The organism is Desulfosporosinus sp. BICA1-9 (assembly GCF_000802135.1).
The window spans coordinates 1-16,285 of the sequence record NZ_JUEE01000228.1 but is presented as its reverse complement, the minus strand read 5'-3'; the positions used below and the strand labels follow the sequence as shown (position 1 = coordinate 16,285).

The window sequence follows — 16,285 nt, the reverse complement described above, 5'->3', positions numbered from 1 at the left end:
GCCACATTTCCTGATACCAGTCTAATCTTAAGCATTGTACATAATGAAAAGAAAAAAGCAATTGAAGGACTTAAAAAATTCACAGAAGAAGGTAACGAAGACCACTGCCTGGATTGCGATAAGACCAAACGAATCAGCGAAAGCGAAGCATATGAAATCACCAAGAGAATAATGAAAGGTAAACCAGTAACGGCTTTACAGAAGATGGACCAGGATGCACGAAACAAAATATTGAGTCGTTTAAGAAATGATGGATTAAGCCTGCGGCAAATATGCAGGATCACTGGCTTTCCATTCCATATTGTCCGAAAGGCTTAGACGTTGACACAGAAGAACCGTCCCCTTGTGTCCTGTGTGTCCTGTCCCCCAATAACTAGTGGCCATTGTTTTTGCTCGAACCAAGCGGCGGGTGGATGAACTTTCCGAGGCATTGAGCAAGCGTGGTTATTCAGCGGAAGGAATTCACGGAGACTTGACCCAGAGCAAGAGAGAAGGGGTAGTTGAAGAGTTACTAGCAGACAATGACTCGGTGACCCTTTTGTCCGCCGCGCTGAAAATTATAACGAAAGAACCTGAAACCGTAGAGGTCCGATTGACTGAAGCGGCACCCATGCGGGGGAGAAGCATGGGAAATGCAAGACCTCAGCAGAGGAATTATAACAGGGACGGTCATGGACAAAAGGTTGATTCCTGGGCTAGAGGAGCTAAAAGAGATGTTCGTGGAGGCGGTGCCGGAGCTACCGCTCAAAGGGGTAGGGATAATAAGAGAAAGGGATAAGGGGATGTTCCTGTTCTCAGTGTTGATGTTACTAAAGCAGTGATGTCCTTCATTGCAATACAATAAAGTTAAAGTTTTTAAGTACCAATAATAAAGAGACTTAAATATTTTACTTTTTATAGTGAGTATCACAAAAACTTTACGATCATTTAAAGTAATAGCATAATTGGATAGCCCCTCTATTGCAAGAAATACCTTCATCTACAAACGATTCTACCATGTGTAATCAAAAGAGCCCTCGGCTGCCAGGGCTTTAATTGGTTATTCTCGCTTTTCATTCCATAATTATCGTATGATTAACCAAATCCTGGGTACAATATCCCTCAGGGCCTTTATTCCTCCTCATTGCTCTCATCGGGAACGCGGTGGGGGCTTCTTTTGTACCAAAATGGTATTTGTATAAGAATGTAATGATAACATAACTAAGGATCCTTAGAAACATATAGAGAGCATACTAAGCCAATAGAGCTCTAAAATGCAAATTGAAATAATTTTCCCCTGAGGACTTCCAATGGAGGTGATTTCCTTTGTTTGAGCCTTTAACCATAATATTAAGAGTAGTTTTAGCACTGATACTACTTCTTGCAGCCACCAAATTTTTAACAAAAAGAAGTCTAGCTCACCTTACTTATTTTGATTATGTGGCAGGAGTAACACTTGGGACTATTGCAGGTAACCTAGCCTTTAATCTTAAGATAGGTATTTTAAATTTTATTCTTTCAATAACAGTTACAACACTAATTATCGTGTTAGTCGCATATTTTTCACTAAAATACGAGCCACTTCGTAGAGTTCTAGCTGGCGAACCGACTATTCTAATTAAAAATGGAAAGATCCTTGAAAATAATATGGCTGGGTTAAACTATTCTTTTGATTATTTAGTTCAGCAACTCAGACAGGAAAAAGTTTTTGATATAGATCAAGTTGAATTTTCAATTCTTGAGCCAAGTGGGAAATTGAGCGTTCAGCTAAAATCACAATTTAGGCCATTAACTCCCCAAGATCTAAATTTGTCAACCAGTTATGGAGGACTTGCAACCGAGGTAATCTTGGACGGTAAAATAATTGGAAAAAATCTACTACAAAGTGGATTAAACCATGAGTGGCTCTATCAAGAACTCAATAAAAAGGGAATTAAAAACACAGAGGATGTTGCTTTTGCTGTGCTGGCTACTAATGGCAACCTTTATGTTGATCTTTATCGGGATGAAGAGTAGACCCCTTTTGTTGAGGTAACCATATTTATTTTCCAGCTAAGTTTTTCACTTCTTCACTGGTTATGTTTCTTGATTTATTTATGCGTGATCGTTCTAATAAATCTACAAACGCTTCCAGTCGCGTCTGTACCCCCGTATGTCCAGTATGTTCATCCATGGTTAATTTCATAATCGGAATTTGATAGTCGTTTTGAACTCTAGGTAAAACCTCAGAAGCTACTATTTCAGGCATACAGGTAAGAGGAAATAGCTGAATAACCCCATCAAACCCTTCCTGGGCAAACTTTACGGCAGCCCCTACACTTTCTTGACCATGTCCTCCTACAAAATGGGCCAAATAGGGCTTGGCTAGCTTATGGTAAGAATTCATGGAGCGGTACCCATCAATTAACCCTCGGAATACGTTTTCTCCTACCCACCCGGATAAATAAATCGAGCGGTCGACGTGAACGCCCAATTGACCGAGCTGCTGTTCAACATCTGCAGAACTAAACGGATCGAGAACAGTATAAATTTCTCCTACTATGCCAATACGTAGAGGTTCTCCGATAGATTCATCCCTATCAGCATTCTGATGACTAAATTGCCGTTCACGAATACTTTCTTTAAGCCAACGGACCACTTCTTGTACTCCTGTATAACTCATAGTTTGGGCCATTCGCCTTTTTGCTTCGTCGTATAATTTCTCTGCTTCTTGAGCTAATCGCGGTCGCGCTGCATGGATCATATCTTCAATTTGATCCAAAGCAATAATTTTTTGATAGGCGAATCGCATTGCCTGAAGAATTTTAACCCAGGAGACTTTTTTGCCTACCAAATAGCGGATACGCTGAGCTAATCCAAGAAAACTTCCATCCGGCGGTTCAAGAATCACCACATCATAAGGGTATCCTGCATCTTTGAGGATTTGACGTTCAACTTCTCCGTAATAGCCGAAACGACAAGGTCCGATTCCTCCGGTCATTGCTATCGTATCAGCACCCTTTTCCGCCGCCTCAATAAAATTACCCAGGTTAAGTTTAAGCGGGAGGCAAGCGGATTCGGGTGAAAATCTGGTACCAAGCGTAATGGTACGCTTGCTGTTTTCTGGAGGCACAACAACATCTATGTTGACCGATTCAAAGAGTGTTTGTGCCATAATCCAAAGGTTACCCATGTGTGGAAACGTTAATTTCAACAAAGTGACCTCCTTTTGTGTCAAGCGTTTTCCTAATTATCTCAAAATTCTCTGATACTTTTAATATATTTCTATCCAATTGTCCTTCTCCTCTTCAATTCTCATTATTATTTTTTCTGTTTGTCTTATATTTATTTGTAAATTCATCCAGCACGCGAGTTCAATGGAGAGTTAAGGCCGTTCGAGATCGAGTTTGAGTTGAGTACGTGCAATTGATTTTTGTATAAGATGTAGAAAGGGGGGCCCGTTAAGCTCTCCCCCTTTTGGTTACATAAAATGGAACAAATAACTTCTTGTAAGTTGGTGTGGCTGTATTTCTTCAAGAAGCCTCATCTACCATTCTAATCCTATTATATCCAAGTAGTGAGTCTGTACGCTGGTATGTTTTGTCTATTCACCCCCTCGTATGATAAACCAAATCCCGGGCATGATAATTCATAAGACACATCTCCCCTTTAGCTTCGCTCTCACCCAAAAACGGTGGGGGCCTCTTTTATACCCAAATGGTATTTGTATAAGATTAGATAAAAGAGTAAGGCCCAGGCGCGATGCGGGGACCATACTCTTTTAACATATTTCGACAATACCATTACCTTTTATACGGTTGATGTTACTATGGTATTATATTAGAATATCCAACCTATATGTCTCCCGGATCCCACAGTTCAAGCATTGACTGCGCAAAAAGTCAGTTCCACCATTGTGGTGGGCGGCAGTTACGTTATCCCGGAAGCTATTACTCAGCGTTTGCCAGGAGTGGTACGTTATGCTGGAAGTGACCGTTATGCGACTTCAACGGCTATAGCCCAGGGGTTAACCCTTAATACGGACCGGGTTTATGTAGTGACGGGTCTGAATTTTGCCGATGCCTTAACCGCCGGGAATTTGGCTGCGCATTCTTTTTCTCCGGTTATTATGGTTGATAATACCATACCAGAAGCCCGCTTCAAGTTTCTTAACCGCCCACAAAGGAACAACCACCGATCTGGTCATTGTGGGAGGGACAGGGATTATCAGCGCAGATCAAGAAACCAAACTACGTACGCTAGTTCCTAATTTAGTTCAGCCCCAGGAAGGAGTTACAACACGCCAGCAGGTGGATGAAACAATCAGTGGTTTGGCAGTCTGGGAAAAGGCTACTATCCAAGCGGCCTTTACGCAAGCTGCTTCAGGTGAAATTATTGATCCTACGGTCTATAATTGGCCCACTGTCGGACTGGGTCGGCTGGACCTCTACGACGGCTTGTCCTCTTATCTGTCGGCTAATGAAGGTGATACGGGAGGCATAAATCAAATAAAGTGAATTAAAATTAATCACTTATAAATAAGCATTGCATTGAAGGATAGTGGCTGCAAGAATATTGGAAAGTTTAGAGAAACGCAAATTTTTCTAAAGCCCTATGTTTCCTCAAATATACAAGAGTACAATCCCACTGCGCCGGAAGATCTGGAATCAGCTTTAGATGACTTTGAAAAATTTATAACAGCAGACGACAACATTGATGTACTCATAAAGTCTGTACTTGTTCATTACCAATTTGAAATAATCCACCTGTTTGAAAAAGGAAACGGCAGAGTTGGCAGAATACTTGCCATGTTGATGTTATTGCAAAATAAAGTGTTATCAAAACCGGTTATCTCACTGTCATATGATCTCTTCCAGGATAAGGCTGAATATTTTGATAGGCTTTCAAGCACACAGCTCAACGGAAATTATGCACAGTGGGTGAAATTTTTTATCAAAGCTATAATCGTAGCGGCAGACAACCCTATAAAACAGATAGAAAGCTTTATTGCTATAAGAAATAAGAATATAGAAAAAATAATGGTACTCGGTAAGGCATCAAAGAATGCTATGCTTGTGTATAAGTATATTGAAAAAAATCCCATAATAAAGATACCATCCGTTGCCAATGAATTAAACTCTTCTTTATAATACGGTGGCCAAAGTCGTAGAAGCTATGGTTGGCTGTGGAATATTGAAACAGGCGAACAACCAATCAAGGCACCGGCATTTTATATATGAGGATTACGTAAAGATATTTGATAGGGTATAGAAATTAGTTTAAATGGCGGTGAAGGCATGGTAAGAACAATACATATTCTCTGCGCATCACTCACAGGAACCATAACCCTTGGACGAGGAATATGCGATGACAACATGCTAAACAATATGGCAGGGTGAAAATAGTGAGTTTTCCGTCATAAAAAATTTGATACTCTTATGAAAGATAATAGAGGGGGTGCAGAAGTATGCCAAATTTAAATGCCAAAGAATATGCAAGTTTTGAGAGTATAAAACACATTTCAGAAGATGGTTCCGAGTTCTGGTATGCTCGAGAACTTGCTGCCGTGCTTGAATATACACAATGGAGGAATTTTGCAAAAGTAATAGATAAAGCAAGAATTGCTTGCAAAAACTGGATATGACATTGACGACCATTTTGCTGAGGTCAGTAAAATGGTAATTTTATAATAGGCAATTTTTCTGAGCGGGAAAAAATTAATTATAAATGCTGTGGAGGGGGTTAAATTTATGTTAACACCGGATAAGCTGAAAAAAGCATTTAATAAAGTAGAGGATGAAAACTGGATATTGCGGTCGTTTCTAAAAGAGCAGGAGCCTGAAGAAGTGGACAAGCTTGTGAATGACCTTCACAAAGAGTTGTTTGAAGGTTTTGACTGCGTTGCATGTTCCAATTGCTGCAAAGACATTGTTCCGCTAGTTGAAGAAAATGAAATAAAAGTGATTTCGGAAAGATTGAGAATGACAGACGCCGCATTTACAGATAGATACCTTATTAAAACGGATGAGAGCTTTAGGATTAATAAAAAACCCTGCCCGTTTTTAACAGAAAACGGTTGCTCAATATATGACTACAGGCCTGAAAACTGTAGAGAATACCCATTTACTCACAAAGATGAGATTGGGTCACGGCTTATTAGCCTTGTTGAAAACTGCGCGGTCTGCCCTGTTATATTTGAAATTTTTAAGCGTCTTAAGAAATATTACAGGGATGAATTTGAAGAATATAAAGAAGGGTATCAGGAATTGTGGGGGTAGAAAAGAGAAGGAGAAGAGGTATGTCTGTATTTAAGTTATAAGGAATTTATAGAAGAAGTAAGGGTCCGTTTAGGGACTCTTTCTACCGAAGATTAAGGGCCAAACCACTTGGCTTTGGAAGTGTGAGAATGAGTGTCAAGCAGGTAGGCATCCGTCAGATTGATATGGAAACAGGGGAATGGCATGCCGACCGCAATTCTTGGAGAACAGTCCTAAAGTGGCTGTATAAATTGAAAGAAACTTGAATTGAGAGAATGATCAGCAATAATTTTTTGCCCTATCTTGACAGAGACTAAAATTGTTCAGCCATTTTTCATACTTGTTCCAGTTTGAATTGTGTTATAATGGAAATAATCAGTGACTTGAACCATCGCAATGAGCAGCCATAGAATTGAATTATTTACAATAAAAATGATGCAAATTATGGTATGATTAATAAAAGTTAAAAGGATGGTGAAAAATTATGAATCAGATAGCGGTCAACATGTATCTGCCTGAGGATGTGTTATTGGAGATAAACGCAATGCATATAGAGGGCAAAACCCTTGAGGATAAACTAAAACTCAACCTTTCCATAGGTCTCTTCGTATCCAAAGATATAAGTCTTGGAAAGGCAGCCCAACTTGCAGGCAAGTCTTTATCAGAATTTATCAATATCCTTAACCATTTGAATATTCCTGCTGTTGAATATACAGAGGAAATGTATGAAGATGACCTGAAATTCATGTCCAACCACGAAAGCGAGAGGCCCAGTGTATAAATATTGTATCAAATTCCAGCCCGCTGATATTTCTGAGTAAGATAGGCAGGCTGGATGTACTAACCCAGATATTCAATAAGATATACATTCCTTATGCTGTATATGAGGAAACTGTATAATCAAAGATTTTAAATCCGATATAACAGAGCTAATGAACGTCGATTTTAGGATATCGCCTACGCTACTACAAAGAATACTTGATGATTTAAATTGAGCCGGAACTGCGAACCTATTTTTTACTCTCCCGTCTGTGCAGGTGGGCTGATGGGCAATGCACAGCACAATATAAAACTTTGGTAATAACTACGACTATTCTATCAATAGTAAAAGAAGATCGCTTTATGCATAGCTGACCATCTGCAATTATCGGAAATGTTGCGGGAGGTCATTTATTTTTTATGTAAGACTTGACACAGGCTAAGGAAAAGTAAGAAGACGACTATAGTGAACTCGTTCAACTAAAGTTGAACATTGAGTCTTCGGCATAAGTCTCCAGTGGAGACTTATGCCGAAGGCGCAGAGCCACTGACGAATACTTCACGCCGTAGGACGGACTCTACCTCCTTCGCCGCCAAGTGTTCCTATTGGGGAAGGCGGCTCGGCGAAACCAATCCTCAGCGCTATAGTATTCGTTAAGGGCGGTGCGCTTTCGGCGATACTCTCCACTGGAGACTATCGTCAACGAAACGGAGCCGGGGGTCCCACTTCCACTTGTAGAAGTGGGAGTCTTATATGGATAAATTATAAAATACTGTTCATAATTAGAACAGGTCTCAATTTAGGGGAAGTAAAAAAAGGATTTGTACTCGATTCTTGAAAAGATATTGACAAGACTTATTAAGAGGAGGCAAATATTATGGTTATAATTTGTCATCTTATTGGGCTCGGTGAATGTGAAGGGATTATATATGAATGATATTAAAATGTTAGATGAAGTTTATAATATGATTACAATTGCAAACAATAAACTGTTTTATATATGGGCTACCCAGATAGTCTTTACTTGGAGATGGTGGTTAGAAATTATTTTAATCGTTTTGCCTTGGATTGTATGGGTTAAAATTCGTAATAGAAAAGATACTGTAAGATTACTGTTTATAGGATTGTCGGTTGCTATAGCAACCAGTACTTTTGATAATATTGGAATATCTTATGGTTTATGGCATTATGATTGGAAACCATTTCCTTGCTTTTATTCGTTTTTCCCTTGGAATTATTCGTTATTTCCTGTTGTGGTAATGCTTTTATTACAGTTTAAACCTAAAGTTAATCCTATTATTAAAGCAGTAGGATTTGCCTTTTTGTGTGCTTTTGTCTGTGAACCATTTGCTAATTGGATAGCTCTGTATGATCTGAAAAATTGGGAATTTTGGTATTCATTTATTATTTATATACCTTTGTATTTAATATTCAATTATATATACAATAGTAGACTCTTTAATAACCCCTACAGAGAAACTTGAATCCAGTTTTTAGTCAGGAAGTCTCGCCCTTTGATAATCACTTTGTTTCTTACGACTTCGACGACTAGACCTTCACTTTGGTTAGGGAGGGCTTGTCCGTTGGCATCGCGTGGAAGAGCGACAGAGGAACTGTTTACCATGGTAAACTCTTGTTTGAGGATTGTCGTTGAAAGCTTCAATTGACGGTGAATATGGCCGGAGAAGAAAATTACCTCTGGAAAGTGATTCAGGATTTCTCGTAGACGATCAGCCTGGATAACAAAGTCTGGCTTACTTAAGGTAGAACCCAGCCGAAGCAGTGGTTGATGGAGAAATACGAAAATGGGTTTACCAGGTGTATGATTTTCCCTGAGCTTTGACTCCAGCCAACCCAACTGCTCTTCTGATAGATAAGCTCTATCGCCATAGGCAGGATCAGTCATTGCCGATTTCTCTGAGCCAAGAAAAATAAAATGATAGCTATTTAAATATTCGTCATAATAAACTTTACTACGCTTTGTAAAATCGAGAAACCGACCGAGTGCGGCTTCGTTTGTTTCACCGTTAGGGAAGGTTTCAGGACTCCAGGCATTTGTGATGGGGTTATGGTAAGCTTTGTAAAATTCGTGGTTTCCAATCGTGTAATAAAGCGCTGGACGATTATTCTTTCGCTTAATAAGTTTTTCTAAAGTATCGTAGTCTTGCGGCAGCCCATCACCTAAATCACCGTTGATTACTAAATTTGGGACCTTCAGCTTTTCCATATCAATGAGCATCTGTTGAAATTTGTTTTGGGTTACGGGGTCAGTACTTTTTACGTGAGTGTCGCTAATTACCCCAAAACGCAAATCTGGTGTAATCTCTTGCGACTCATCTGTTTGTGACCTTAGAGAAGAGTTGATGGGAGATACATAAGATTTGCCGAGAGTCGGTAAACTTCGAACTTGATTTAGAGAGAAAGCAGCTTTGGATCCAGATACATTGACAGTAAGAAGAAACATAAAAGGGAGCAGAAGCAGTGGAAGCAGTAGAAGCTTTCTCATAGCCTTCCTCCAATCAGAGTGTTATGGATAATTCCATTATGCATGCTTGTCTCCTCTTTGAACAGTGGATGATTACTGGAAAAAGTGTGACATTGATTACGAATTCTCAGCCAAAATAAGATATAATTAAAATTATTGAAATTCGGACTGGGAGTGAGTTAATGTGCAGGTACGGTCGTTTCTGATTAGCTATCTAACTAAAATGAAGGGTAACAAGAGAACTACTCCCCTTATTTCCCCTCCACCGTTAGATGTGATCCTTTCTTTATTAGGTACTCTTTTTGGCATATGGGCTATTACGTTTTTATATAACACGTTTGATCTGATGATTGTGGCATCGTTTGGCGCATCTGCGGTTCTAATTTACGGGGTTCCTGATGCTCCTCTCTCACAGCCTCGTAATGTGGTATTCGGCCAAATATTTTCGGCAGCGGCGGGTGTTACAACGTTTATGATGTTTGGTCTAACCTGGTGGACGCCTGCCTTAGGCACGGCACTCGCTTTGCTGATCATGCTTCTAACAAAGACAACACATCCACCAGGGGGAGCAACCGCATTATTTGCCGTTTTAGGGAAAGCCCAGCTTGATTATATAGTGACTATAGCAGGTGGAATGGTCATCTTAGTCGTGGTCGGAGTCCTTACAAATAACCTATCACCTAATAGACACTACCCAAGGTATTGGCTTTAATTCGAGGTTCGAGATTATAAAAAAGAAACGAAGAATTGAGTTTGAAACTTTGGGGCCAAGAAAGAAGTTTATTAATTATCAAGGACAAAGAAAGGGGGCGATAAAAATGTTTAAGACTATTTTGGTCCCGACGGATGCTTCTGAGACAGCACAGCGTGCGTTGATGGTTGCTTTAAAGATTGCCAAGAAGTTTGCTTCCCGTATCGTCCTTCTGCATGTTGTTTTCACACCGGAGGCTTTAGGATATACACTCTCTAGTGGAATAAGTGTCCCTCAAGAAGAAATTAGTATTTATGGGGGAGAGGCTTTGACGGTAACTTTGACCAAAATTGACCCTGGGAAAGTACCTATCGAAAAGAAGTTAATTCCAGGACATCCAGCGGTTGCTATTCTAGAAGAGATTAAGAATGGAGAGGTAGACCTGGTGGTTATGGGTAACCGCGGATATGGACCGATCGCTGGTTCCTTGCTGGGTAGTGTTAGCCAACGTGTTTTAAGCAAGGCAGAATGCCCGGTCATGATCGTTAAATAAGAAGAGTCATGAGAACGCACAGCAGTTACTGAGCGTTCTCATTATTATTTTATTAGAGTTATTCAGGTAAGTTTTCTGGACAAATAGGTGAATCAGATGATAATGTACTTATTATTGATAACCATCGGATAAGGAAAACTGACTTCGGGTGGAGTTTTACTCATCTGAAGCTTAAACTACTTATCCAGGGCTTAGTAAATGAGAATCATTAAGGAAGTGAACTAGTCTTGTCAGAAACACAGTATAATGCAGAATCTATCCAGGTCTTAGAAGGTTTGGAGGCAGTTCGCAAACGACCTGGAATGTATATCGGTTCCACTGGGAGTAGAGGTCTGCACCACCTAGCTTATGAAATTATTGATAACGCCATCGATGAGGCTGGAGCTGGATTTTGTGATCGAATCGAGGTCACTATTAATCCAGACGGATCCATGAAGATCGATGACAATGGGCGTGGAATTCCAGTTGACATACATTCTGTCAAAAAAGTTTCGGCTGTACGTTTAGCCTTTGAGACGTTACATGCCGGGGGGAAGTTTGATGGGAATACCTATAAAACATCCGGAGGATTGCATGGCGTCGGGGCAAGTGTCGTAAATGCCTTGTCTGTTTACTTGACCGTCGAGATAAGACGGAATGGAAAACGTTATCGTGTTGAGTATATCAATGGTGGTCAGCTTAAAGCAGATTTACATACCATCGGGAAAAAGGTGACAGGAACAGGTACATCGGTCGTTTTCAAACCGGACCCCCTTATTTTTAAAGAGACAACGGTCTTCAAATATGATACCCTGCGCAGTCGTTTGATGGAGCTTTCATTTCTCAACAATGACTTAACTATCGTTCTGACAGATTTACGCGGAGAGCCTAAATCGGAAACCTTTTATGCTCAAAATGGCATCATTGGCTTTATTGAACACTTAAATAAAGTATCGGGTGTTTCCCCAGTGCATAAGAAGCCCATCTATTTCAAAGGGGAAAAAGATGATGTCGTTGTGGAGTGTGCCATTAAGTACAACGATGGAGACGACGAATCTCTGCATTCCTATGTTAATAATATCCCTACAGATGAGGGTGGGACTCATGAGTCGGGATTTCGCACGGCTTTGACCAAAGTTTTTAATCTTTACGGACGGCGGAATAATCTTTTCAAAAAAGATGAAAATCTAATTGGCGACGACCTTAAAGATGGCTTGACTTGTGTACTATCACTCAAGATTAAAGAGCCTCAATTTGAGGGGCAGACTAAAACCAGACTTTCTAATATGGAAGTTGAAGGGATTGTTCAGTCGCTAACTAATGAGGGGATAAGCCAATTCTTTGACCAAAACCCTGCTGTTGCTAAAGAGGTTATCAACCGGTCCTTGACGACTTGCCTACTGAGATTAGCTGCTAAGAAAGCTAAGGAACTGAAAAAGAAGGCTCGTGATGCTGAAGTTAAGGCCTTAAGCGGTAAACTCGCGGCCTGTAGCGGGAAGGATAAATCTCGTAATGAACTCTTTCTTGTCGAAGGGGATAGTGCAGGAGGTTCTGCTAAAATGGGTCGTGACCGACGGTTCCAAGCGATCCTTCCATTGCGAGGAAAAGTCATTAACACCTACCGAGCCAAGATCGATAAAGTTCTAGAAAATGAGGAGATTAGGAGCATTATCACAGCAGTAGGCTCTGGTATCGGAAAAGAATTCGATTTAGAGAAGGGTAATTATGCTCGTGTTTGTATTATGACAGATGCTGACATTGACGGAGCACATATCCGCTGTCTGTTGTTGACATTTTTCTATCGCTACATGAAACCGCTAATTTTAAACGGACGAGTTTTTATTGCTCAATCTCCGTTATATAAAGTTGAGAAAGAACGGGGCAAGATAATCCGCTACGCTTTTGATGAGAACGAACTTAAGAAAGAACTCAAGGAATTGGGCAAGACAGCCAAGATTTCACGTTATAAAGGGCTTGGGGAAATGAATCCGGAGCAACTTTGGGAAACAACCTTGAATCCAGCCAATCGACGCATGATTCAGGTGACGATCGATGATCTTCTGGAGGCAGAACGGAAACTGAGAATCCTCATGAGTGAGCAAGTCGAGCCAAGACGTGATTTTCTGATGGAGAATATTGTGTTTACTGACGATGATATGTAGAATTTTTGGAAGGGGTTAATACCCAATGAGTATATTAGAGGACAACATTAGCCAACGTCCCCTTGAAGACGTTTTACCAGAATCGTTCTTGGGTTATTCCAAACATGTTATATTGCAACGGGCTGTTCCCGATGTGAGGGATGGACTAAAGCCAGTTCATCGTAGAATTCTTTTTTCGATGGACGAAATTGGGATGCATACGGACAAACCATATAGCAAGTCTGCGCGTCTGGTAGGGGACTGCATGGGAAAATACCATCCCCATGGCGACTCGTCAATCTACGATTCCGCAGTACGTATGGCCCAACCCTGGTCCACACGCTATCCTATGGTGGATGGTCAAGGGAATTTTGGCTCAATTGATGGAGACAATGCGGCGGCAATGCGTTACACAGAAATGAGAATGACGCATTTATCTCAGCTCATGACCCAAGACATCGAGAAAAATACGGTCCTTTTTAAAGCAAACTATGATCAACGCTTGAAAGAACCTGTCGTTCTCCCTAGCCCTTTCCCCAATCTGCTGGTTAATGGGGGTTCAGGAATCGCTGTAGGTATGATGTCTAATATGCCTCCCCATAATTTGAGGGAAGTTGTAGCCAGTGTGATCCTTCAAATCGATAATCCTCAGATAACGGTCGATGAGCTCTTAGAAAAGGTGAGTGGACCAGACTTCCCTACCGGTGGAGTGATCATCGGCACTGAGGGGATCGTAAATGCCTACAAAACTGGGCGTGGAAAAGTCACGATGCGTGGCAAAGCGATCATTGAACAAGGGAAAAATGGTAAAAGCTTAATCGTAATTACTGAGATTCCTTATCAAGTTAATAAGTCAACCCTCGCTGCCAAGATAGAAACGCTTGCTGACATAGGTAAAATCGAGGGAATAAGTGAAGTTAGGGATGAATCTGATCGAGAAGGGATTCGTCTTGTGGTTGAATGCCGCAAAGAAGCGGATCCTCTCAGCGTTTTACGCCTTTTATATAAGTTTACCCAGATGGAAGATACGTTTGGGATTATTAACTTAGTGATTACAGCAGAAGGCACTCCGAAGGTTCTGGGTCTAAAGGAGATTAATGCTGCATTTATCACCCATAGAAGAATTGTTGTCACCAAGCGCACAGAATTCGATTTAGAGAAGGCACGTTTGAAAGCACACATTCTGGAAGGATTGGTTATAGCAATCAATAATCTTGACGATGTGATTGCCATAATTCGGGCCAGTAAGACCCCTTCCTTAGCTAAGGCTAACTTAATTACTACTTTTGAACTGTCTGAGATTCAAGCACAAGCAATTTTAGAGATGAAACTTCAACATTTAACGAACTATGAACTGGAGGGCATTAAAAAGGAGCATGCCGATGTCTTAAAGTTGATAGCTGAGTTAGAAAGTATTCTTTCGGATGTGAATAAAGTCTACAGCATTATTAAAAAGGAACTCAAAGACATTTCCGATCAGTATGGAGATGATCGACGGACCATCATTTTGCCCGAAGAAATGAGAAATCAATTTGATCTGAGTTCTTTTGATGAACCTGACAATCTCATCGAAGTTATGCTCACAAAGAATGGCTATATAAAAAGGACAACACTCCAAGTCAAGAAAAACAAAGCTAATGCCCTGATCTGTGTTTTCAAAGATGGAGATAGTTTGGCTGAAAAGATAACTTGTTCAGAAAAGGATACACTTTATTTCTTCAGCCAAACTGGAAAATTCTACAGTATTAATGCCAAAACAGTTCCTGATGTCGGCTATAAAGATAAAGGTGGTCCACTAACCAATCTATTTCCTTTGCCACAGGGCGAAAAAATTGTTTCTACTTTATCCATCAAAGACACTTCGGACGGAGTTCACCTTGTATTTGTTACCAAAGATGGACAGGTTATGCGCAGTCCAGCTAGTGATTTTGTAAACTCTCGTTCTCCCGAAGCCATTGGGCTCAAGGAGGGTGACTCAGTGGTTAAAGTCTTCCTTAGCCATGATCCAAGGGATTTATTTTTGGCAACCCACAAAGGACAAGCGATCCGCTATGGAGAGTCGGAAATTAATCCTATGGGTCGAAAATCACGGGGTGTTAAAGGAATAGCCTTAGGCGATGAAGATTGGATTGTCGATGCCTTGTTATTATCTGATTCTGAAGCAGAGAGTTCGTTAAGAGATCTTATAACTATCACTGAACGCGGATTTTTAAAAAGGACTTCCTTTACCGAATTCAAACCCCAGGGACGCGCAGGAAAGGGGATTACTATCAGCAAGGTAGACCCTGTAGTAACAGGTTTTATCGTAGGGATCGCCCAAGTCAAAGAGGATGACTCATTAAACATTATCCAAGTTAGCGGAACTGTCACAAAAATTGCTGTAAAGAACGTGAAAGTGGAGCCCCGGACAAAACTTGGAACGCAATGGATTCCCGTAATATTAGATGACTTTGCGGTCAGTATTATTTAGAGTAGTTCACCTAATTCCGTTCGTGGGGTCGCAATTAAATGGATTAATGGACTGACCATGTTCTTTAGAAAAATACCTGAATAAAGTAGTATCTGAAGCAACATAATATAACACGAACGTGAGTTTGAGTGGAGGTATTTTAGAGATGGAAATTTCCGATTTAACTGTGAACGGGTCGGGATTCGATAATGAATATAATTTTAACAATTACGCTTTGACTTTAGTTTTTAAAAATGAGGATACTGAAAAAACGGTCAGAGCAAATTTGAGATACTACCCTGCAGGAAACGTATGGGATTTAAACCCCATCTTTTACGAGTACACAGAGCAAGAGAAGCGAGATTTAATTGCTCAGATTGTCAATAATGACAACTTTAAAACAGCATTTCAAACGATTGAGCACACTTTAGAAGGATAGGAATCTAAGCAGTCTAGAAATTTGAGATTTTATGAAATAATGTGTTGACAGCATAGTTCTAAAATGGTATTATAACTGAGCGCCACAAAGACGCGCACGATTGAACGGCCGTTGAATATACTGTCATCACGGCACCTTACCACCATCCATGGTCTTTGGTCACCTCCCGCCATCCTGCAAGAAGGTTAATACGTGCGAAGACAGTGTCTTCGGGCTCCGGTGACACCCAGACCGTCCATGGTCTTTGAAAACTAAACAACAAGGACAGCCAATGAGAGAAACTCGAAGGAGTTTCAAAATAAATCATGAGCGAATCATCTTCTTCAATAGTAGAAGTTTGAATAACTTTTTTTGGAGAGTTTGATCCTGGCTCAGGACGAACGCTGGCGGCGTGCCTAACACATGCAAGTCGAACGGCCTACTCGAGGTTCGATATTCGAGGTTCGAGGTTCGATTTAAGGTAGTTTGTGTGGTGTAAAAGACCATAAAGACTACTTGGGTCGAATATCGAATATCGAATGTCGAACTTCGTGGGCAGTGGCGGACGGGTGAGTAACGCGTGGGTAACCTACC

Annotated in this window: 15 protein-coding genes, 1 rRNA gene and 2 pseudogenes; 16 read left to right on the top strand and 2 right to left on the bottom strand. The window is 40.6% G+C overall.

The features are described from left to right. The 3 genes and pseudogenes from JL57_RS28155 to JL57_RS28145 form a co-directional block, all read left to right on the top strand. Positions 1–318, top strand: a pseudogene (locus JL57_RS28155) (hypothetical protein); the annotation flags it as partial. A 58-nt stretch (positions 319–376) separates the two neighbouring features. After that, positions 377–778 (top strand): annotated as a pseudogene (locus JL57_RS28150) (helicase-related protein); the annotation flags it as partial. Positions 779–1,305: 527 nt separating this feature from the next. After that, a complete protein-coding gene (locus JL57_RS28145; protein WP_034145204.1) occupies positions 1,306–1,995 on the top strand; it encodes a DUF421 domain-containing protein in 690 nt (229 codons plus the stop codon). Between the two features lie 25 nt (positions 1,996–2,020). Here the strand turns inward: JL57_RS28145 and JL57_RS28140 are convergent, their stop codons facing one another. Further along, positions 2,021–3,172: a 2-hydroxyacyl-CoA dehydratase gene (locus tag JL57_RS28140; protein ID WP_034145203.1), complete on the bottom strand. Its 1,152-nt coding sequence runs from the start codon at positions 3,170–3,172 to the stop codon at positions 2,021–2,023. Between the two features lie 672 nt (positions 3,173–3,844). Between JL57_RS28140 and JL57_RS35815 the strand changes: the two genes are divergently transcribed. The 7 genes from JL57_RS35815 to JL57_RS28115 all read left to right on the top strand — a co-directional run bounded on the left by JL57_RS35815 (position 3,845) and on the right by JL57_RS28115 (position 8,459). Next, positions 3,845–4,228: a cell wall-binding repeat-containing protein gene (locus tag JL57_RS35815; RefSeq protein WP_291300687.1), complete on the top strand. Its 384-nt coding sequence runs from the start codon at positions 3,845–3,847 to the stop codon at positions 4,226–4,228. A gap of 40 nt (positions 4,229–4,268) precedes the next feature. Next, on the top strand, positions 4,269–4,475 hold the full coding sequence (locus tag JL57_RS35810; protein WP_291300686.1) for a hypothetical protein: 207 nt from the start codon (positions 4,269–4,271) through the stop codon (positions 4,473–4,475). A 33-nt stretch (positions 4,476–4,508) separates the two neighbouring features. Next, positions 4,509–5,108: a Fic family protein gene (locus JL57_RS28130; RefSeq protein WP_034145201.1), complete on the top strand. Its 600-nt coding sequence runs from the start codon at positions 4,509–4,511 to the stop codon at positions 5,106–5,108. A 317-nt stretch (positions 5,109–5,425) separates the two neighbouring features. Continuing rightward, positions 5,426–5,602 carry a BRO family protein gene (locus tag JL57_RS35805; RefSeq protein WP_366557126.1) on the top strand — a complete coding sequence of 59 codons (177 nt, stop codon included), beginning with the start codon at positions 5,426–5,428 and terminating at the stop codon, positions 5,600–5,602. A gap of 106 nt (positions 5,603–5,708) precedes the next feature. Continuing rightward, entirely contained in the window at positions 5,709–6,236 is a 528-nt protein-coding gene (locus JL57_RS28125) for a YkgJ family cysteine cluster protein (protein WP_034145200.1), read from the top strand. Between the two features lie 463 nt (positions 6,237–6,699). Next, positions 6,700–6,996 (top strand): UPF0175 family protein, encoded by a 297-nt coding sequence (locus JL57_RS28120; RefSeq protein WP_034145199.1) that lies wholly within the window; start codon positions 6,700–6,702, stop codon positions 6,994–6,996. Positions 6,997–7,904: 908 nt separating this feature from the next. Next, the gene (locus tag JL57_RS28115) at positions 7,905–8,459 is read left to right on the top strand and encodes a CBO0543 family protein (protein WP_291300685.1); all 555 of its coding nucleotides are present in this window, start codon (positions 7,905–7,907) and stop codon (positions 8,457–8,459) included. Here JL57_RS28115 and JL57_RS28110 read toward each other — a convergent pair. Next, on the bottom strand, positions 8,444–9,481 hold the full coding sequence (locus tag JL57_RS28110) for a metallophosphoesterase (RefSeq protein ID WP_291300684.1): 1,038 nt from the start codon (positions 9,479–9,481) through the stop codon (positions 8,444–8,446). The two genes, JL57_RS28115 and JL57_RS28110, sit on opposite strands and share 16 nt — an antisense overlap. A 163-nt stretch (positions 9,482–9,644) precedes the next feature. Between JL57_RS28110 and JL57_RS28105 the strand changes: the two genes are divergently transcribed. The 6 genes from JL57_RS28105 to JL57_RS28080 all read left to right on the top strand — a co-directional run. Further along, on the top strand, positions 9,645–10,172 hold the full coding sequence (locus JL57_RS28105) for an HPP family protein (protein WP_045690954.1): 528 nt from the start codon (positions 9,645–9,647) through the stop codon (positions 10,170–10,172). A 106-nt stretch (positions 10,173–10,278) separates the two neighbouring features. Beyond that, on the top strand, positions 10,279–10,704 hold the full coding sequence (locus tag JL57_RS28100; RefSeq protein ID WP_034145198.1) for a universal stress protein: 426 nt from the start codon (positions 10,279–10,281) through the stop codon (positions 10,702–10,704). A 227-nt stretch (positions 10,705–10,931) separates the two neighbouring features. Beyond that, positions 10,932–12,845: a type IIA DNA topoisomerase subunit B gene (locus JL57_RS28095; protein WP_034145197.1), complete on the top strand. Its 1,914-nt coding sequence runs from the start codon at positions 10,932–10,934 to the stop codon at positions 12,843–12,845. A gap of 25 nt (positions 12,846–12,870) precedes the next feature. After that, positions 12,871–15,294: a DNA gyrase subunit A gene (gyrA, locus tag JL57_RS28090; RefSeq protein WP_034145196.1), complete on the top strand. Its 2,424-nt coding sequence runs from the start codon at positions 12,871–12,873 to the stop codon at positions 15,292–15,294. Positions 15,295–15,439: 145 nt separating this feature from the next. After that, complete coding sequence (locus tag JL57_RS28085) at positions 15,440–15,712, top strand: hypothetical protein (protein ID WP_034145195.1); 273 nt, start codon at positions 15,440–15,442, stop codon at positions 15,710–15,712. A 348-nt stretch (positions 15,713–16,060) separates the two neighbouring features. After that, positions 16,061–16,285, top strand: a 16S ribosomal RNA gene (locus JL57_RS28080); the annotation flags it as partial.

What these genes read in the sequence shown, in the direction of transcription:
- JL57_RS35805 (WP_366557126.1), top strand. Translation starts at nt 5,426, where the DNA reads ATGCCAAATTTAAATGCCAAAGAATATGCAAGTTTTGAGAGTATAAAA.
- JL57_RS28125 (WP_034145200.1), top strand. Translation starts at nt 5,709, where the DNA reads ATGTTAACACCGGATAAGCTGAAAAAAGCATTTAATAAAGTAGAGGAT.
- JL57_RS28120 (WP_034145199.1), top strand. Translation starts at nt 6,700, where the DNA reads ATGAATCAGATAGCGGTCAACATGTATCTGCCTGAGGATGTGTTATTG.
- JL57_RS28115 (WP_291300685.1), top strand. Translation starts at nt 7,905, where the DNA reads ATGAATGATATTAAAATGTTAGATGAAGTTTATAATATGATTACAATT.
- JL57_RS28110 (WP_291300684.1), bottom strand. Translation starts at nt 9,481, where the DNA reads ATGAGAAAGCTTCTACTGCTTCCACTGCTTCTGCTCCCTTTTATGTTT.
- JL57_RS28100 (WP_034145198.1), top strand. Translation starts at nt 10,279, where the DNA reads ATGTTTAAGACTATTTTGGTCCCGACGGATGCTTCTGAGACAGCACAG.
- gyrA (WP_034145196.1), top strand. Translation starts at nt 12,871, where the DNA reads ATGAGTATATTAGAGGACAACATTAGCCAACGTCCCCTTGAAGACGTT.
- JL57_RS28085 (WP_034145195.1), top strand. Translation starts at nt 15,440, where the DNA reads ATGGAAATTTCCGATTTAACTGTGAACGGGTCGGGATTCGATAATGAA.